The sequence below is a fragment of the Formosa agariphila KMM 3901 genome (genome assembly GCF_000723205.1).
Classification (GTDB): Bacteria; Bacteroidota; Bacteroidia; order Flavobacteriales; family Flavobacteriaceae; genus Formosa; species Formosa agariphila.
This window is the reverse complement of record NZ_HG315671.1, coordinates 1,595,867-1,615,307: the sequence shown is the minus strand read 5'-3', so window position 1 is coordinate 1,615,307 and position 19,441 is coordinate 1,595,867. Positions and strand designations below refer to the sequence as shown.

The window sequence follows — 19,441 nt, the reverse complement described above, 5'->3', positions numbered from 1 at the left end:
TTAGTGAACCTCTTAAACTATAGATGTCTGTTATGAACACATTAAAATTTTCACTTATAATTGTAGCGATACTTTTATGTAATGCATGTGGATTAAAACCTATTGCTTCTGAATATACATTCGTTAAAACAGATGTTGAAGATGTAGATATCAATCAATTAGGCGATGGCCATGTGCTTATTTATAACGGCGCTAATATGCTACACACGGTAGACAATACCGCTCGGTTAAATGTTTGGATTGATAATATTCCATTAGGACAAATTAGACCGAGTGAATATGCGATTCTAAACTTTAAACCGAAGTCTTATCAGTTTAAATTACTTCATATTGATTTTGTAAATATGAAAAGTGAACATACCGTTGAAATTAATAATCAGACAAAAGTAATTATGATTAAACCAACAGTAACGTCTAACAAATTAGAGATTACAAACGAATTACCGTCGAAGTTTGAAAAATTTAAATATGCAGAAAAACGATAGCATCCTTATGATTGCTATTTATTGTAAATCAAAATACTTACAATAACATATATCGCTTAGATTTTATGTGAAAGCATTAATTTCTTATTGTCTTGGTTTGGTTTTTAAATTTCATCTTCAATAGTTAAGATGTTGCTTTTATAAAAACTGATTTGTAAAAACAGAACAATTGCTTTTGTCTAACATAAATCGTCTTCAGAATTTTATATATTTGTTACGTAATGAAACTTATAACATACATATTAGCTTTTATGGTGCTTTCTCTTTCGGTTAAATCTGGAAGCGATACTGTATTGTTATCAACTAACATTGAAAAACCGTGTTGTTCGCTTAAATCTGCTCCAGTGTCGGAAACTCAGAACTCAGAGCATAAAGACGACAATACTAGTAATGATAGCTGTAATCCGTTTCAGGCGTGTTGTTCTTGTTTACTTGTTAGTTTTCATTTCCCCTTTACTATTCAGCCAAATATTGATATTTCAACCGAACAATATTTCGGATATCAATCATTTTTAGCTTCACAATTCATTTCTGATTTTTGGCAACCCCCACAATTTGTTTAATTAAATCGCAGTATTACCGAATCGGACTTTCGATTCAAAATTCATTTTAAACAATATCAAAATATCAGAACACATGAAATTATCACATATTTTCGCATTAGCCATTACATTTACATTAGCTTCTACAACTGCAACTTTTGCTCAATCGGCAACAGAAAAAACAGAAATTGCAGCATCATTTACAACTCTTAATACTAAGGTAAAAGGTATTACTTGCTCTAGCGATTTAAAAACCATTTCTGCAAACGTAGAGAAATTAGAAGGTGTAAATGCATGTAAACCAGGAAAAACTGGGCCAACTACACAATTCGAAATTGCATACGACCCTGCATTAGTATCTGAAGACGATATCTTTACTGCAATCCAGAACACTGCCGGTTGCGAAGATCCAAACGACAGACCTTACAAAGTAAAAAAGTAAATTTATTTAGGCAAGGTGTTGCGTAATTACACCTTGCATTTTTCACTTTAAAAATCTAACAATGAAATTTTTTGTATTCATTGTCGGTTTGCTAGTTCCGTATGTTTTGTCGGCTCAATACATTACAGGAACAGTAACCAACAATAATAACGAACCACTTGCTGGAGCCAGTTTACATTGGAAAAACACAGCTATTGGTACGACCACAGATATTAACGGACAGTTTAAACTTACTGCAAGAAAGATTCCAATTAAAACATTAATTGTGAGTTATGTAGGGTATACCACACAAACGCTAGATGTTACCGATGAGACAGAAATAAACTTTATTCTAGAGGCATCGGAGTCTCTAGACGAAGTTGTCATAGAGAGTCAGCGCGATGGTGTTATCATTTCAAGTTTAAGTCCTATTAAAACAGAACTCATTACTCAAACCGAGTTGGCAAAAGCTGCCTGTTGCGATTTGGCAGGCTGTTTTGAAACTCAAACTACCGTACAAGCACAAACCACCAATGTAATTACAAACTCTAAAGAACTTCGTATTCTCGGACTTTCTGGTGTGTATAACCAAGTGCTAATAAATGGTTTTCCAATGATTCAGGGGTTAACTTACACCTACGGTATTAGTAGTATTCCTGGAACTTTGGTCGATAATATTTATATTTCTAAAGGTGCAAATAGTGTGCTACAAGGTTTTGAAAGTATTAGTGGACAAATAAATGTAGAAACTAAAGACCCTGCGCATACAGACATGCTGTTACTTAACGCCTATATTAATAGTTTTTCGGAAAAACACCTGAATGCCAACTATGCCTTTAAAAAAGGAAAATGGAGTAATCTTACCGCTGTGTCAACCGTACAACCTGCGAATGCATTTGATAAGGATGATGATACCTTTTTAGATTTACCAAAACTAACGCGCTATACCTTTTTTAACACGTTGAAATATGGAAATGAAGCACATTGGGGTTGGAATAGCGAATTAGGCATACGCTTTGTTAACGAACAACGTATTGGCGGACAAATTAATTTTGATGCTGATACAGACAAAGGGAGTAACGAAATCTACGGACAAACCGTTAATTTTAATCAGCCAGAAGTGTGGAGTAAAACAGGATATAGAATGAACGACCAACACAATTTTACATTCTATGCTTCTAGTTTTTATCAGAATCAGAACTCTTATTTCGGAACCGTTAAATATGATGCCGAGCAAACCAATGTCTTTGCAAACCTGCAACATGAATTTAAATATGGTGCACATAGTTTAAAATCGGGATTGAGTTTTAAACATTTAAATATCGATGAAACTGTTCTGTTTACATACAACGATTTAAACCGAACTTATGATGGCGATTATTATAGAAACGAGAATATAGTAGGTGTTTTTGCTGAAAATACTATGACTCTTTTCGACGATAAACTGACTTGGATTTTAGGACTTCGTGTAGATAATCATAATGAATTTGGAACTAAAGTTACACCTCGTACTTTAATAAAATACAACATTGCTCCTAAAACAGTTATCCGTGCCAATATTGGTACAGGTTGGCGCACGGTAAATTTATTTAGCGAAAATGTAGGCTTACTGGTGAGTTCTAGAGATATTATTTTTAAAGAAGCATTAGAACCGGAACAAGCCTTGAATACTGGAATTAATATTACACAAAACTTTGACGGCGAAAATATAAATGGATTCTTTAGTGCCGATTTTTATCATACAAATTTTAAGAATCAGGTATTCCCAGATTACGATACAGACCCCACGAAAGCCATTATAGAAAATTTTAAAGGAAAGAGTATTAGTAATGTTTTTCAGGCCGAAGTTTCTCTTAATTTATATAAGCGCTATGAGTTTAAAACGGGATATAGTTATTTAGATGTGTATCGAGAAATTGATGGCGAAAAAGACGTATTACCGTTTAACCCAAAACATAAAGTAGTAGCTAATTTTGGTTACAAACCCTTATCGAATACATTTAGAATAGATGTAAATTTCCATTGGTATGGCGAACAACGTTTACCAGATACAAAAAGTAATCCTGTGGATTATAGACGACCAGATTTTTCTGAAGACTATGCGATTATGAATGCACAATTTACCTATAATTTAAACCGTGTTGAATTGTACACTGGTTGCGAGAATATATTCGACTTTAGACAAGAACAACCCATTTTAAGTTGGCAAGATCCGTTTGGGGCTTATTTCGATACCAGTTCGGTTTGGGGTCCAACACGTGGACGTGAATTTTATTTAGGGGTTCGTTATAAAATTCCGAGTAAATAAATCTTCATCATCACATTATAAATTGGTGTTAAAATATTAAGCTTATGGTTGAGAATTGATTAATTTTCAATCATAAGTTTTTTCATTTGTAATTTTACGTTAGTGTAATTACCTATAATAACTCCTTAATTTGTAATCGTAACCTATGGCAGTCTATCAATTTAAACGTGAACAATTTTTCAATCAGTCTATAGATGTTTTATGGGAATTTATATCGAGTCCTAAAAACCTAAAAACCATTACACCAGATTATATGGGCTTCGATATTGTATCTAAAGATTTACCAAATGCCATGTACGAAGGGATGATTATTAACTATAAAGTCTCCCCTGTTTTGGGTATTAAAACCACCTGGGTTACAGAAATAACACATGTAAAAAACAAACATTATTTTGTAGACGAACAGCGTGTTGGTCCTTATAAAATTTGGCATCATCAGCATTTTTTAGAAGAAACAAATGGAGGTACTTTAATGAAAGATATTGTAACATATCAGCCGCCTTTCGGCATTTTAGGAGTACTTGCCAATAGCATAATGATTAAGCATAAATTAAATGAAATTTTCGAATATAGAAATACTGTTCTAAACGAATTATTCGGTACTTAGAATTCATCTCAATATTAATATATAGCCTACAAAACAGGTTATAATCTCTATGAGATCAAACTTAAAATAGCTCACACCAGAAGTCATTATCAATGCCAATAATTTCACAATCAAAATACCAAGCTCCTAGATTAGTCCATAGAAATCCGCATTTTTCTACCATATATGCCGCCAAAATTAAACATGTAGACACACCAAATTACAAGACAGAAATATTAGAGTTAAGTGATGGCGATTTCCTAAACATCGACTACAGTATTAAAAGCCTGAAGAAAGCCGTTATTTTATGTCACGGATTAGAAGGAGATTCTAGACGCACTTATAATAACAGTTGTGCTAATTATTTTTTAGAACGTGATTTTTCTGTTATTGCATGGAATAATAGAACCTGTGGCGGACACATGAATCGTTTACCACAAATGTATCATCATGGCTCTATAGAAGATTTAGATGCTGTAGTACAATTTGCATTTAGCCAAGGTATAGCATCTGTATATATTATTGGATATTCTATGGGTGGTGCACAAGTTCTAAACTATTTAGGAAAACAAAAGCTTGATTCTCGTATTAAAGCTGCCGTTGCTGTCTCTGCGCCTACGCATATAAGAACATGTTCTGATACTTTAAAAGTCGGATTCAATAAAGTCTATTTAAATACATTTAAAAAAGGAATAGTAAATAAACTGAAACAAAAAGTAATTCAGTTTCCCGAATTAGCAAATACCGATAAAATAAACGCATTACACAGTTTTGCTGAGATTGACGATTATTTTACCGCACCTATGCATGGTTTTACCGACAAGGATGATTATTACGAAAAAGTTTCACCAGAATTTATCCTTAAAAACATTACCACCCCAGTACTTATTATTAATGCTTTAGATGATCCTTTTTTAGGCGAACGTTGTTACCCCAACTCGATTGCGGAAAACAGTAAATATGTCTATTTAGAAACGCCTAAATACGGAGGCCATTGTGCGTTTCCTTTAAAAGATTCTAAACAATCTTATGCTGAAGTTCGTGCTTTCGATTTTTTTAATGAACGTTCTTTTAAAAAGTAAGCACTAATTTAGAAAGGAATAAACAACTATTAACCAGACGTTTCATCATTATTTTTTCACAAAAACCCGTATCTAAATCATTTACATTCAGTAAATTGTATAAAAATACGGCATTATGGAGCATGGAAGAAGTATTACATTAAAGCATCTTTTTATTAAAAACAAAAAGTACATCGGACTACAATACAGTTCGGATAAAATTATAGATGCTCTAATAAAACAATTGGCAGACATTAAGTGGAGTGACGAATTTAATATGGCTTACGTTTTAAATACAAATGAAAACCTTAATAGCATTTTCGACACTTTTAGAGGCATTGCGTGGATAAATTCTAGATATTTTTTCGACCAAAAACCAATACATGAAAACAATGAACCCATGGATATTACGTGGTTTAGGAAACGTGTAGTACCTAACTCTTATCGGCTGTGTCCATCAACTTATTTAGATAAATTAGAATTAAAAAAATATGCAAATAATACTGTTAAAAGTTATATTCTGGCGTTTGAAAAATTTATAAATTACTATAAGTCAAAACCATTATTGGAGATAAATGAAAATGATGTTAGGCAGTATATTCTATCGCTAATTCATGAAAACAAATCGGACTCTTATGTTAATATAGCCATTAATAGTATTAAGTTTTATTATGAAACTGTACTAGGAATGCCAAATCGGTTTTATAAAATAGAACGTCCTAGGAAAGCTAAAAAGTTACCCAAAATACTATCGAAAGCAGATGTATTAAAAGTAATAGACCATACAAATAATTTGAAACACAAATGCATAGTGAGTTTATTGTATTCGTCTGGTATACGAAGAAGTGAATTAGTCAATTTAAAAATTTCGGATATAGATAGTATAAGAATGCTTATTCGTATAGAATCTGCAAAAGGTAAAAAAGACAGATACACACTTTTATCTTATCAGTTACTAAAAGAATTACGAGAATATTACAAACAATGGAAACCCAAAACATATATAATTGAAGGTTTGCCAGGGCAACAATATTCTGCTCAGAGTATAGGACGGATAGTAGTTAATGCCGCTAAAAAAGCAGGATTACGAAACACAGTAACCCCACATATATTAAGGCACAGTTTTGCAACACATTTGCTAGAATCTGGTGTAGATATTAGACAGATTCAAGTTCTACTAGGCCATAGTTCTACAAAAACCACAGAAATTTACACACACGTTGCCACAACAACCTTTAAAAAAATTATAAATCCATTAGACAATTAATATATAAGATATATAAAACATATGTTCTATATATCTTATATTTGGTATATATAGAACACAAGTGCTATATACTAACGTTGTAACACATTTGAACAAACCAACAAAATCCTGAAAAATGAACGAAATTGAATTACTAAAAGAACTTATTGAAGCAAAAAGAATTGCACACGACTTACAATTGAGGATTGAGATTTGGACTAATGATGCGGAAAGAATTCGTTTTGCTCAAGAATTGGAAAATACGAGCGTACAAATTGAGGATTTGGAAACTCAAATAGTCGAAATCGAAGACAAAAGGTACAGCAGAGAAGCAAAAGCCAGTATGATTGAACAACTGGAACGCTATATAACAGAAATTAATAAAGCTAATCCTCATTTAAATCTCTCACGTAATCAAGGACTGATAATTGACAACGAGCTGTTTTCTGGAATTGTAAGGGATATAAATTATTTGGTTACTGACCGAGTTTTTGGAATCCATATTCCAGCATATTTACAATATACAACAAACCCAGATGATTCAGTTAGCATACCAGAATTGACTGACTTTTTGCGGAATGAAATAAATATTTTGCGAGGAATTGACTCACCAAACTATTTAATACTTTGGCAATATAAAGACCAATTAATTGACCGAATTAGAGCGCAGTTCATTGAATAAAAAACGTGTTACAACAATGTATAACCGCAATTACGGCGGATTCGACTACGTCCGAATCCACTCGGAATTGCTGACGTCTGTGCTAAATCGAAAATAATCGCTAATTTAACCCGTAACTGACGGTTATACGAGACCGTTACCATACATTTGAAAAAAGACATTCTCATATTAATTTTTACTGTTTCAATTGGAGTGAACTTTTCATTTTCTCAAGAGATAAAAGATATTTATAAATACCGAAAACAGATTGAAAAAGTAAAATATTACAAAAACAAAGAAGGTATAAATCCAGGAAAAATGGAATTAGATAGTCTAGTTTTATATAAGAATGGAACTTTCTACAGAAAAAACTTTTATACTCATCGCGGAATAAAATGGCTTGAACAGAAAGGAAACTGGACAGTTGAGAACGGAATACTTTTTTTAATTATCAACGGAATCAAAACTGAACCGACTCAAAGAAAATGGACTTTGACAAAATCAGAATATGAATACTCAATGAAAAGAAAAAAACTTATACCCAATTCTGGATTTGAATTTAAATCTGACCAAAAATTGAAACGGAATTAAAAAACGTATGGTAACACCGTGTAAAAATAATTGCTTGGTTCTAGCCTACTCGGAAAATCCTGCGGATTTTCCTCTGGTTCGTTCCATTTTTAGTAAGTTAGTTGCTTGCACACGCAACTATCCTTACACAAACACGTTGCCACCAATTAAAACTCACTCATATTTATGAATTTTGACGACATAAAAGACGAATTAAACAATCCCAAATTTAATATTGACATTCCTACTTTTTTATTAGAATTAAAGGCTGATTCTCTAATGAATAGCTACAAATTAGATTCAATACTAAAAAGGCAAATTGAAATATTAGAATTACATAAAGGAAAAACAGGACAAGAACTTGAAAACGCTGTTGAATCAGAGATTGAAATGTTGAACGAAAAATATTCTGAATGGCTAAAAGCCGACTTAATTGATATTGTAAGCGGTTCTGATATTTAAAAAGAATAATTAAACACACCACTAATCATACACTAGACCTTTGCCAACAATTTGAGAAATGACCGAAAACGAGGAACATAAAGAAATGAATTTTTGTCCGACTTGCAATTCTGTAGTCGAAACAAAAATTATTTTCACATATACTGCCGAACGTGAAATGAACGATGAAATGTTTGGAAACACTACTGAAATTTCATTGAGTAAGTGCTTGAAATGTCAAAATCCGTTTCTAAAACAAAATCATTATCAAATTGTCGAGGGAGAATTTTATCCGAATAGTGAAATTCAATTCTTTCCAAATACAGAAAACATAGCGATTAAAAATTGTCCGAAAATTGTATTTAACCCTTATAAAGAAGCTTTGAAATGTTATCGTGCGCACGCATATGACGCTTGTGTCATAATGTGTCGGAAAGGAATAGAAGCAATCTGTATGGACAAAGGAGAAATTAAAGGAAATCTCGCAACTAAACTGAAAAATCTAAATTCAAAAGGAATTTTAGAAAATACTCTATATAGTTGGGCGAACGAATTGAGACTAATCGGAAACGATGGAGCACATTCGCACGACCAAATTGTTGACCAACAAGATGCGAAAGAAGCGATTGATTTTTTTGACGCCTTAATAACTTATTTATATCATTTAGTAAACCAATACGAGGAATTAATTAAACGTCGGAAAAAATAAAAACTGGTGGCAACAAAGTACTGTGGTAAAAAACAAGTAAAAAAGCATTAACTTTTCACTAAAGTACTTCGATAAGAATCATCATATATTAAACCAGATTTTGCGATAGCAAAAGCCTGTTTTAGAAGCTTATTACACACAGCTATTAAAGCTAGTTTTTTACTCTTCCCTTTTGCTACAATTCGTTCATAAATATCTCTGCATGCTTTGTTGTATTTACAGGCATTAAAACTGCACATAAATAATAAATTACGAAGCTTTTGATTTCCTATTTTACTTATTCTACTACGTCCATTTACACTGCTACCACTCTTTCTAACTACAGGAGTTAATCCAGCATAACTGCAGAGTTCACTACCGCTTGTAAAACGCTCAAAACCATCCGTAAGAACCACAAGCATCAATGCCGTTTTATTTCCAATTCCTGGTATGCTTTTTAAGCGAGTTAATACATCCTGGTGGACTTCTTTAACTAATACCATCAGTTTATCTTCTAAAGTTTTGATTTCTTTTAAAACGTGTTTTAAGCTTCGTTTAATAGAACTTACAACTGCTTTGCTAGGATTTCCTAAAACGGCTTCACCATGTATTTTATTCTTCAGCATAGTACTCTGTTTTGTATACACAGTAAGGAGTCTGGTCATTTGAAGACATTCTGTTTGATGTTTGGATTGACCTTCCCAGGGCTTTAAATCTACTTGTTTTGCATATTCACAAACAAGTTTAGAATCACTCTTATCGGTCTTGATCTTAGACAACTTCATCTGGATAAAGCGTTTAACAGCTAAAGGGTTTTCTACTGATACTTTTATCCCTAATTCTAGTAAATAATAGGCCAATTGATAGTGGTAGTATCCCGTGGCTTCCATAACACAATGACTATCCAAATCTAAGAGTTTTGTGAATTTTTTAAAGCCAGAAATTGTGTTTTTAAATTGGTAGTAATTGCCATCTGAATCTGTCACATCAAAAACTAAATGGCTAATATCAATTCCAAAATATTTAATATCTTTATTCATAAGAAAATGATTTTTGAAAGGACGACTACGCGAGTTTCAACGACTTAAAATCGAGGTCTAAAAGCCTCATAGAACTGTACGAAATCTGTGTAGTAAAAGAGAGGGGATTTTCAATGTTGACGAGATCTGTAGTCTCTCCGTGTATAATAACCTTATTCCTCTCTTTTGTTCTTTCTAATTTATAGGTATTAATTTAGTCTTGTTTATTTGGCAAGCTTTAATATTAATTTCTATTGGACTTTGGATTTTTTGTTTAATTGACATTTTAAGAAATCAGTTTCAGAAAAACGACAAAGTTATTTGGGCTTTGGTTGTTATATTACTTCCACTTTTAGGTTCACTTTTATATTTATTTATTGGAAAAAGTAAAAAATTAAAACTGAATTAATAACTTTAGAGAAAAGCACTAAAAGCTAACACAGTATATAAAAAATTGCTAGTTTTAGCTTAACCAATGTTAGTTGCTTTGTTTGCTAGCTTCTGATTTTCCTTCGGAAAATCCTCGCACACAAACACTCAACTTTCCATATACATAAACGTTGTACATAATGCTAAAAAAACTCATACTCATATTCATATTACTAAGTTTTTTCTTGAGTTTTTCTCAAAAGACAAAAGCAATTACTGAATTCAGAAAAGAAATTGACACGATTATTAAAGTTAGAAAGAGTTATTTTAACAATAGAGGTCGTTTAATTAAAGAAGTTCGTTTCGGTGGTTATGATATCATTTCAAAAACTTTTAGAAATAGAATAAAAAATATAACTTATTATAAAAACAGAAAGAAACTAGAAACTAATTGTGAGTATTTTATAAGTTCTGATACTTGTATCGCACTTCCTTTTTCAAAATATAATTATAACAAGAAAAAGAAAACTGAAAAACGAATATTTTATGATTCTGACTCTTTAATTATTTCAATTACAGAAACCAAAGAGTTAAGACAAAAAAAATATGTTACAATTTATGCTTGGGACTTTGACCCTGTAAAAGAACCAAACTATAAAACAGCTTTTGTAATTAAAGATACTTTATTTTTTGACAAAAAAAGGAGAATTTTAGAAAGTTATAGCTACAGAGAAAATTCTGAAAAACCAGTTATTATTGAAAAATACAATTATAGAAAAGATGGTTATACATTACAAAAAGAGTCTTATGGAAAGAAATCTATAATTGAAATTAAATACTCAAAACAGCAAATTTGGGCGAACAAACGAAATTTAGAATATGACTTTTCGAATGGTGAAAATTATTACTATGAATTTGAAAGCTATTAAAAAAGTACTATGTACAACAAAGTACTGTGGTAAAAAACAAGTAAAAAAGCATTAACTTTTAACTAAAGTACTTCTATATGAATTATCATATATTAAACCAGATTTTGCGATAGCAAAAGCCTATTTTAGAAGTTTATTACACACAGCTATTAGCTTCCTAATAAAAATATTTAAATTATAAAAATTAAATACTAACATATAAACTTAAAACAATTATGAATGATAAATTTTATGTCAAATTGGGTTATTTGTATTTCACGAAAAAGGCGATTTTAATATTGGCATTCGGATTTCTATTAACAGGAGTTACATTGGGTAGTTTAATTTTTAGTAGTATAAATTCAAATGAAAGTTTTAACTTAATGTATTTTATGTTAGTAAATATTCCTATTTGGTTTTTTACTTTTCGTTCTTTGAGAAATGAAGTTGTTGAGAAATCAAAAATTAAATAAAGATTTAATTAATAACTTATTATTTTTTTAAAGATATTTAAACATCTTCCTTTGAATTACTCAAAAGATAATACACTATCCTGAAATTTATTTACTCGACGAATCCAAAGATGAAGATTTTATACATACTTCTGGAATAGTTCAGTTCGCTTCATTTTCTTGGATTAACATGATTCCGGAATCTATTGTTGTTGGAATTGGAAATGTAGACCGAAAAAAAGATTTTACATATCCTTCCCAAAACAAACTTGACCAAAAAGAATTTCCAACATCTGGAAAATCTAAAAGTTTTATTGCTTTTATACAAAATGAATTTCAACCATTTATCGATTCTACTTACAGCACAACATCAACCAAAATCATTATAGAACTATCATTAGGCGGATTATTAGCTACAGAAATTCTATTCAAAAAACCTGAACTTTTTGAAAACTATCTTATAGTGAACCCAAGTTTATGGTGAGACGACGAAAACCTCTTAAACGAGTAACCTAAGGAATTAGAGTCAAATAAAACTGTCTATATCGCTGGAGGAAAAGAAGGAGAAATCATGGAACGAACTACCAAAGCTTTATATGACAAGCTAAAAAGAATGAAAAACAAAATACACGGAGACGCATTACACATTGCGGTATACAATGCATTTGAAAAATATTCGATTAAAAATGATTAAAAACACATTAAAGGCGCCAAAAAAATAAAATAAATTACACTATAAATACCATTACACGTATCTTTATACAACAATGCATCTCATGTGACACATTAATAATCGATGTTAAAGCAATTTTTAAATGTGTCATATTTCAATACAGACTTATTAAATCTATTAAGATGAAAAACAGCTTGCTATTAATTTTAGGACTTATTCTGTTCTCTTGCAATGACAATGAAAGAAAACACATAGAAAATAAGGCTTCCGTTTATTATGGAGGAGACATTATAACTATGGCTGGAGATTCTCCCGAATATGTAGATGCTTTGGTTATAAGAGATGGCAAAATAGAATTTGCAGGTGAATCTAGTAAAGCCATGGAAATTGCGGGTTCTGGGCATAAAATGATTAATCTTGAAGGCAAAACATTATTACCTGGTTTTATTGATGGTCATGCACATTTCGCTAGTTTTTCTTCGCAAGCTATTGGTGCACAAATATTACCATCGCCAGATGCTCAAGCAGATGATATTCCTAAATTAATTGAAATTCTTAAAGCTTGGAATACTCCTGAAAACAGAGCCCTTACAGGGTGGATATTCGGAATGGGATTTGACGATTCGGTGCTTAAAGAAAAACGATTCCCTACAAAAGAAGACTTAGACCAAGTGAGTACAGAAACACCTATTATGATTATTCATATTTCTGGGCATTTTGCAGCTCTAAACTCTAAAGCTCTTGAACTTTTAGATATAACAGCCAATACTAAAGATCCTGAAGGCGGTATTATTAGAAGACTGCCAAATACTACAGAGCCTAATGGCGTTTTAGAAGAACTGGCAGCCATTCCACTATATGCTAAGGCGCTAACGCCTGCGTCTAAAGAGGCATTACTGCAGTTCATGACAGCCGGACAAGAGATGGCTCTATCTTATGGATACACCACCGCTCAAGAAGGACGTGCCATGGAACAACACGATTTGTTAGCAGAATTTGCCGAAAATAACTTTTGGAAACTCGATGTAGTGTCTTATGTAGATTATATGTTTACAGATCCTTTAGAATCTAAATGGTATTCTCAAGACTATACAAATCACTATCGCGTTGGCGGAATGAAAGTCACTTTAGATGGCTCCCCACAAGGAAGAACAGCTTGGAGAACTATCCCTTATTTACTGCCTCCAGATGGTGCCGATAAAAACTACTTAGGATATCCTGCCATTCCAAATGATGCAGATGTTACAGCCATTTACGAAAAAGCCTTTGCTAATAATTATCAGGTTTTAACTCACGCTAATGGAGATGCGGCCATGGATCAAATGATACGAACCATGAAGCCTTTAGCCGAAAAATATGGTAACGATAATCGTAGAAATGTCTTAATCCATGGGCAATATGTTAGAGACGATCAATTGGATGCATTTAAAGATTTAAATGTAATTACCTCTTTATTTCCGTTACATACTTTTTATTGGGGCGATTGGCATAAAGAGATTATAGGAGATTCGTTAGGAAACAGAATTAGTCCGGTTAAAACAGCTCTTAATAAAGGTCTAAATATCTCGATTCATACAGATGCACCTGTAGCATTACCTAACTTAATGCGAGTTGTTTGGACAGCTGTACAACGCACCTCACGATCTGGACAAATTATAGGAGAAACGGAACGACTTTCTCCTTTTGAAGCCTTAAAAGCCATTACAATTTGGTCTGCCTATCAACACTTTGAAGAACAGAATAAAGGGACTTTAGAGCCAGGAAAATTAGCAGATTTAGTCATTTTAGATAATAACCCTCTTAAGGTAGATCCTGCTACAATAAAAGATATTCAAGTTGTTGAAACCATAAAAGAAGGACATACTGTTTATAGAAGATAACGATTACCTTGTTGAACAAAAGAAATGTATTTTTTGAGGTTCAATGGCAGTATCTCATAAACTGTGTAAGTTTTAAAATCTCAGGTTAAATATTAATCTGAGATTTTTTTATTCATTAATTTTAACTTTTACACACTTATGAAACCAGAAGATTTATTAAACGAAGACTTTTTAAAACAATTCAAGAATGCACCAGAGCTAACATCCTTTTTAGAACAGTTGCACAAACGTGGTATTGAGAAGTTACTAGAAGGGGAACTAGATGCCCATTTAGACTACGATAAGCACAAAAAAAGTAAAGCAGCCAACCTTCGAAATGGTTACACTAAAAAGAAATTAAAATCCGTTTTAGGAGAAACAGAGATTCAAGTTCCTCGAGACCGTGATAGTTCTTTTAATCCTTTAATTGTAAAGAAAAGAGAAAGTACAACAGAAGGCATCGAAAATATTATTATATCGCTTTATGCCAAAGGCATGAGTAACAGTGATATTGAAGAACAAATACGTGAGCTGTACGATTTTAATATTTCTACATCCACTATTTCAAGGATTACAGATAAGATTACAGAAGATGTTATTGCTTGGCGGAACAGGCCTTTGGAGGCCACTTACCTAATTGTTTGGATGGATGGCATCGTATTTAAAGTTAGGGAAAACTCTAAAGTCATAAACAAGACTATTTATATTGCAGTAGGCCTGAGAACAGATGGCAAAAAGGAAGTCCTAGGATTATGGTTAGGTAAAAATGAATCTTCAGCCTTTTGGATGAGTGTTTTAACCGATATTAAAGCTCGAGGAACTCAAGATATACTTATCACAGCTACCGATAATTTAAATGGATTTACGGATACTATTAAAACTATTTTTCCGAAATCAACGACTCAAATTTGTGTTGTGCATCAAATAAGAAATTCGTGTCGTTACGTGGTCTGGAAGGACAAAAAGGAATTTACTCGTGACATGAAGCAAATCTATACTGCTCCTACAAAAGAAGCTGCCAAAGCTGCTTTAAATGACTTCAAAACTAAATGGGATTCTAAATATTCTTACGCCATTAAAAGTTGGGAAAATAATTGGGATGAGCTTACAGTATTCTTTGATTTTCCTATTGAAATAAGAACCATAATCTACACCACAAATCTTATAGAAAACCTAAATGGAAAGATACGGAAATACACAAAAAACAAACTCTCGTTTCCAACCGATGAAGCAGTTATGAAATCCGTGTTTTTAGCTTTGAGAGAAAGCACTAAAAAATGGACCATGCCAATCAGAAATTGGGGAGTGATACTAAATCAATTTTTAGCTATATTTGAAAACAGGATTAAGTTATAAATAACCTAACCCTGAAATTTTGAACTTACACACTTTTTAGGATAGTGTCGGTTCAATCAAAAAAACGCATGTATTATTACAATACACTACTATAATTTAAACCACCCGAGATGCCTCAAATAAAAATATTCCTGTTAGTATGTTTGGGAACTATGTTAATCGGATGCCAGAAAGAAACTAAGAGTTTATATAAAACCTCTGTATTGCAAGATGGCTTCCCAGAAATATTAAAACCTCTTGAAAAGGATTTACCTTTTGAATTATTAAGTCAAACACATTTAGAGTCCAATAACGACTCAATTGATATATATTTTGGAAGTCTAAAACAAGGCAACCAAAAAGGAAACTGGATTGCGTTAGCTTCAAATAAAAAAATTAAACAATTCAGTACGGTTGACTTAGAGCAAAACCCAGAAAACGAAAAAGAAAATGATATAGATTTAGAGTTTAACAATGCAACTAATAGAATATCATTAAGAATTAAAGAGTTTGATACTATCATTAATAGTATAACGTATTCTTGGATCAATAAAACTACTTTAACCGACTCCCTGACAGTAATTACAATCGACAAACCTCTTGCAAAAGGAAAAACTTTTCCATTTATCAAATTCACGGACCGTAATGGAAATGAAATCAATTTAGAGAACTTCAAGGATCAAACCATAGTTATTAATTGGTGGGCAGTTTGGTGTACTCCTTGTAGAAAAGAAATTCCTGGCTTAAACAAATTGGTTAATAAATATTCTGATAAAAATGTCAAATTTGTTTCAATTACTGACGATTCAGTCGACAGAGTTTCTAACTTTTTGAAAGAACATGAATTCCTTTACGATATCACCTTTATTTCTGAAAACGATAGGGTTTTATTTGGTAATTCATACCCTAAACATATTGTAATAGATAGCAACAAAACCATAACATTTTATAAGGAAGGTGGAAATGAATTTTTCTGGGAAGAACTTGACCGCCACTTGACAGTACTGCAAGCAAATTAATATAAAAACCAATACTAATATATTGAATATAAACACTTAACAGCCTCCTAAACATTAAAATAACATATTTTACTTGTTCCAATTTTGGTATAGAAAATTCCCTCCAATACACCTACACATCTAGAATTATTTAGATATATCAATTTAAATTATAACATACTCTAAAATATTAAACAAAAAAAATCCAGCTAAATAGCTGGATTTTTTGTTCTATAAATGTAAGTCTTAATATTACTTCGCAATGTTAACTGCTCTTGTTTCACGAATTACAGTAACTTTAACTTGACCTGGATAAGTCATATCCGTTTGGATTTTCTGTGAAATATTGAATGATAAATCAGATGCATTTTGATCTGTTACTTTTTCACTCTCAACAATTACACGTAATTCTCTACCAGCTTGAATAGCATAGGCTTTCTTTACGCCTGTAAATCCGAAAGCAATATCTTCAAGATCTTTTAAACGTTGTATATAACTATCGAGTACTTGACGTCTTGCTCCTGGTCTTGCTCCTGAAATAGCATCACACACCTGAATAATTGGTGCCAACAACGATTTCATTTCTATTTCGTCGTGGTGAGCTCCAATAGCATTAATTACGTCGTCTTTTTCTCCGTATTTCTCTGCCCACTGCATCCCTAAAATAGCGTGAGGTGTTTCCATGTCTGCTTCCGCATCTGGCACTTTACCAATATCGTGTAATAACCCTGCACGTTTAGCTAACTTCGGATTTAATCCTAACTCTGCTGCCATGATTCCACAAAGCTTAGCGACTTCACGCGAGTGTTGTAGTAAGTTTTGACCGTAAGACGAACGGTATTTCATACGTCCTACCATTTTAATAAGTTCTGGATGTAAATTATGAATTCCAAGATCGATAACTGTACGTTTACCAACTTCAATAATTTCTTGTTCAATTTGTTTTCTTGTCTTCTTAACAATTTCTTCAATACGCGCTGGGTGAATACGACCATCTGTTACTAATTTGTGTAACGATAAACGAGCAACCTCACGACGAACAGAATCGAAACATGATAAGATAATAGCTTCTGGCGTATCGTCTACAATAATTTCTACACCTGTTGCAGCTTCAATAGCACGAATATTTCGACCTTCACGACCAATAATACGTCCTTTAACATCGTCGCTTTCAATATTAAATACAGACACACAGTTGTCTACCGCTTCTTCTGTACCAATACGTTGAATGGTGTTAATAATAATTTTTCTTGCTTCTTGTTGTGCGGTAAGTTTAGATTCTTCAATCGTACTTTGAATAAATGCTAAAGCATCGTTTTTAGCTTCACCTTTTAAAGATTCTACCAATTGCGATTTCGCTTCTTCTGCAGATAAACTAGAAATAACTTCTAATTGTTCGACCTGACTTTTGTGTAAGCGTTCAATTTCTAATTCCTTTTTATCTAAAAAGTCTAATCTATAATTGTAATCTTTTAATTTAGCTTCAAACTCACTGTTTAATTTTTTTTGTTTTGAAAGCTCATTAGAGACTTGAGATTCTTTGTCTCTAGTACGTTTCTCAGCATCAGCAATCTTTTTATCACGACTTAAAATTACTTTTTCGTGTTCAGATTTCAGTTCAATAAACTTTTCTTTTGCTTGTAATATTTTATCTTTTTTGATGGATTCTCCATCGTTAGTAGCGTCTTTAATAATGCGTTGTGCTTCTGCTTTAGCATTCGAGATACCTTTAGCAGCATTGCTCTTTTCTAAAGTTTTGGCTATTATAAAGCCAATGATTACGCCTAGTAGCGTTCCTCCTGCAATCAATATAATTGAGTTATCCATGGGTTAAGGTTAGTAATTAGTATATATAAAAAAAGCCTGTACCGGTTTTATAGTTTTGTATAAACTCCTTAAATACAAGTTTAGGGTTAACAAGCTGATCAAGGGTCTGCCTAAATATTGAATAAATTCAATATTAGCAGCATGCTTTTACAACTTAAACTCACCCTCTTTAAAGAATTAACGTTGAGTTTATCAAAAAAAATGACCAATACAGGCAGTAACTTTGTTTATTTTAAAGACCGTTAAGAATTCAATTGTTCTTGTAATAAGCGATTTAAAGCATTTAACTTCTCCTCGACATGTTCACTAACCGATTCCTTATCTATTTGTTTTTGTTCTACTTGAGATGCAAATTGTAAAGCACACATGGCTAAAACATCTTGTTTATCTCGCACAGAATAACTTTGCTCAAACTGTGTAATCATCGCTTCTATTTCTTTTGCTGCTTTTCGTAATCCTTCTTCTTGCTCTGGAGCAATAGTTAACGGATATACTCTGTTTGCAATAGAAAGTTTAATTTTCAGCATCTCTGACATAAAATCAATTTATGATTACATTATTCTGAGAGTTGTGAAATACAATAATCAATCTCTCTTACTAATGAATTTATTTTAAGCTTAGTTTCTTTTTTATTATCGTCACTGCCAAGTATACTTTTTGCTATTTTGAGTGCTTCATATTTTTCTTCCCAAGCTTCAGTTTCTTCCTTTTTTAACTGAAGGTTGTTCTGAGATTGCATTAAATCCTCTTTCAATCTAGCATTCGTTTGCTGTAAGGCTTCAACTTTACGCAACATTTTGCTAATTTTATCCTCTAGAGCATCTACAATATCTTCAATATTACTCATTTGCAATTACCATACTTATCTCACAAAGTTAACATACCTAGGGAAAAATAACAATTGTTTTGCCTATAAAATTTAAAATACTTTGTTCTCTCTCATTTTCAATATGATGTGAGGCTTATGTAAATTTAAACTTTGCATATTGACA

Annotated in this window: 21 protein-coding genes, 1 other RNA gene and 1 pseudogene; 17 read left to right on the top strand and 6 right to left on the bottom strand. The window is 32.2% G+C overall.

The annotated features are described in order from the left end of the window. The first annotated feature begins 32 nt into the window (after positions 1 to 32). From BN863_RS06875 to BN863_RS06825, 11 genes are all read left to right on the top strand, one after another. A complete protein-coding gene (locus BN863_RS06875; protein WP_242404079.1) occupies positions 33 to 485 on the top strand; it encodes a hypothetical protein in 453 nt (150 codons plus the stop codon). 221 nt (positions 486 to 706) lie between these two features. Continuing rightward, a complete protein-coding gene (locus BN863_RS06870) occupies positions 707 to 1,048 on the top strand; it encodes a hypothetical protein (protein ID WP_038528957.1) in 342 nt (113 codons plus the stop codon). A 73-nt stretch (positions 1,049 to 1,121) separates the two neighbouring features. Then, complete coding sequence (locus BN863_RS06865; protein ID WP_038528954.1) at positions 1,122 to 1,469, top strand: hypothetical protein; 348 nt, start codon at positions 1,122 to 1,124, stop codon at positions 1,467 to 1,469. 61 nt (positions 1,470 to 1,530) lie between these two features. Then, complete coding sequence (locus tag BN863_RS06860; RefSeq protein WP_038528951.1) at positions 1,531 to 3,756, top strand: TonB-dependent receptor; 2,226 nt, start codon at positions 1,531 to 1,533, stop codon at positions 3,754 to 3,756. Positions 3,757 to 3,901: 145 nt separating this feature from the next. After that, positions 3,902 to 4,363: an SRPBCC family protein gene (locus BN863_RS06855; RefSeq protein ID WP_038528947.1), complete on the top strand. Its 462-nt coding sequence runs from the start codon at positions 3,902 to 3,904 to the stop codon at positions 4,361 to 4,363. A 92-nt stretch (positions 4,364 to 4,455) separates the two neighbouring features. Further along, positions 4,456 to 5,424 carry a YheT family hydrolase gene (locus BN863_RS06850; protein ID WP_038528944.1) on the top strand — a complete coding sequence of 323 codons (969 nt, stop codon included), beginning with the start codon at positions 4,456 to 4,458 and terminating at the stop codon, positions 5,422 to 5,424. Positions 5,425 to 5,539: 115 nt separating this feature from the next. Further along, entirely contained in the window at positions 5,540 to 6,670 is a 1,131-nt protein-coding gene (gene xerA / locus BN863_RS06845; RefSeq protein ID WP_051774587.1) for a site-specific tyrosine recombinase/integron integrase, read from the top strand. A 115-nt stretch (positions 6,671 to 6,785) separates the two neighbouring features. Beyond that, a complete protein-coding gene (locus BN863_RS06840; protein ID WP_038528941.1) occupies positions 6,786 to 7,331 on the top strand; it encodes a hypothetical protein in 546 nt (181 codons plus the stop codon). 147 nt (positions 7,332 to 7,478) lie between these two features. Then, on the top strand, positions 7,479 to 7,901 hold the full coding sequence (locus tag BN863_RS06835) for a hypothetical protein (RefSeq protein ID WP_038528938.1): 423 nt from the start codon (positions 7,479 to 7,481) through the stop codon (positions 7,899 to 7,901). Between the two features lie 165 nt (positions 7,902 to 8,066). Then, positions 8,067 to 8,342: a hypothetical protein gene (locus tag BN863_RS06830; RefSeq protein WP_038528935.1), complete on the top strand. Its 276-nt coding sequence runs from the start codon at positions 8,067 to 8,069 to the stop codon at positions 8,340 to 8,342. A gap of 58 nt (positions 8,343 to 8,400) precedes the next feature. Beyond that, entirely contained in the window at positions 8,401 to 9,030 is a 630-nt protein-coding gene (locus BN863_RS06825; RefSeq protein WP_038528932.1) for a DUF4145 domain-containing protein, read from the top strand. 47 nt (positions 9,031 to 9,077) lie between these two features. On the opposite strand, the gene BN863_RS06820 is transcribed toward BN863_RS06825, so the two are convergent. Continuing rightward, positions 9,078 to 10,049 (bottom strand): IS110 family RNA-guided transposase, encoded by a 972-nt coding sequence (locus BN863_RS06820; RefSeq protein WP_038528929.1) that lies wholly within the window; start codon positions 10,047 to 10,049, stop codon positions 9,078 to 9,080. A 199-nt stretch (positions 10,050 to 10,248) separates the two neighbouring features. Between BN863_RS06820 and BN863_RS06815 the strand changes: the two genes are divergently transcribed. After that, positions 10,249 to 10,437, top strand: coding sequence for a PLDc N-terminal domain-containing protein (locus tag BN863_RS06815; protein WP_242404078.1), 189 nt, complete (start codon positions 10,249 to 10,251; stop codon positions 10,435 to 10,437). Positions 10,438 to 10,597: 160 nt separating this feature from the next. Continuing rightward, positions 10,598 to 11,326: a hypothetical protein gene (locus BN863_RS06810; protein WP_158408975.1), complete on the top strand. Its 729-nt coding sequence runs from the start codon at positions 10,598 to 10,600 to the stop codon at positions 11,324 to 11,326. Positions 11,327 to 11,377: 51 nt separating this feature from the next. Here the strand turns inward: BN863_RS06810 and BN863_RS19010 are convergent. Then, positions 11,378 to 11,479, bottom strand: a pseudogene (locus BN863_RS19010) (IS110 family transposase); the annotation flags it as partial. 354 nt (positions 11,480 to 11,833) lie between these two features. Between BN863_RS19010 and BN863_RS18740 the strand changes: the two are divergent. The 4 genes from BN863_RS18740 (at position 11,834) to BN863_RS06790 (ending at position 16,643) form a co-directional block, all read left to right on the top strand. Beyond that, positions 11,834 to 12,241: an alpha/beta hydrolase gene (locus BN863_RS18740; protein ID WP_316930388.1), complete on the top strand. Its 408-nt coding sequence runs from the start codon at positions 11,834 to 11,836 to the stop codon at positions 12,239 to 12,241. A gap of 371 nt (positions 12,242 to 12,612) precedes the next feature. After that, the gene (locus BN863_RS06800; protein ID WP_038528920.1) at positions 12,613 to 14,310 is read left to right on the top strand and encodes an amidohydrolase; all 1,698 of its coding nucleotides are present in this window, start codon (positions 12,613 to 12,615) and stop codon (positions 14,308 to 14,310) included. Positions 14,311 to 14,448: 138 nt separating this feature from the next. Next, complete coding sequence (locus BN863_RS06795; protein WP_038527458.1) at positions 14,449 to 15,645, top strand: IS256 family transposase; 1,197 nt, start codon at positions 14,449 to 14,451, stop codon at positions 15,643 to 15,645. A gap of 110 nt (positions 15,646 to 15,755) precedes the next feature. Further along, on the top strand, positions 15,756 to 16,643 hold the full coding sequence (locus tag BN863_RS06790) for a TlpA family protein disulfide reductase (RefSeq protein ID WP_084817484.1): 888 nt from the start codon (positions 15,756 to 15,758) through the stop codon (positions 16,641 to 16,643). A gap of 231 nt (positions 16,644 to 16,874) precedes the next feature. Here the strand turns inward: BN863_RS06790 and rny are convergent, their stop codons facing one another. The 4 genes from rny to BN863_RS06775 form a co-directional block, all read right to left on the bottom strand. Beyond that, positions 16,875 to 18,449 carry a ribonuclease Y gene (rny, locus tag BN863_RS06785; RefSeq protein WP_038528914.1) on the bottom strand — a complete coding sequence of 525 codons (1,575 nt, stop codon included), beginning with the start codon at positions 18,447 to 18,449 and terminating at the stop codon, positions 16,875 to 16,877. A 61-nt stretch (positions 18,450 to 18,510) separates the two neighbouring features. Continuing rightward, positions 18,511 to 18,638, bottom strand: a non-coding RNA gene (gene ssrS / locus BN863_RS18235) — 6S RNA. Positions 18,639 to 18,691: 53 nt separating this feature from the next. Further along, a complete protein-coding gene (locus tag BN863_RS06780) occupies positions 18,692 to 18,985 on the bottom strand; it encodes a cell division protein ZapA (RefSeq protein ID WP_038528911.1) in 294 nt (97 codons plus the stop codon). Between the two features lie 20 nt (positions 18,986 to 19,005). Beyond that, entirely contained in the window at positions 19,006 to 19,296 is a 291-nt protein-coding gene (locus BN863_RS06775; RefSeq protein ID WP_038528909.1) for a hypothetical protein, read from the bottom strand. Positions 19,297 to 19,441: the final 145 nt, after the last annotated feature.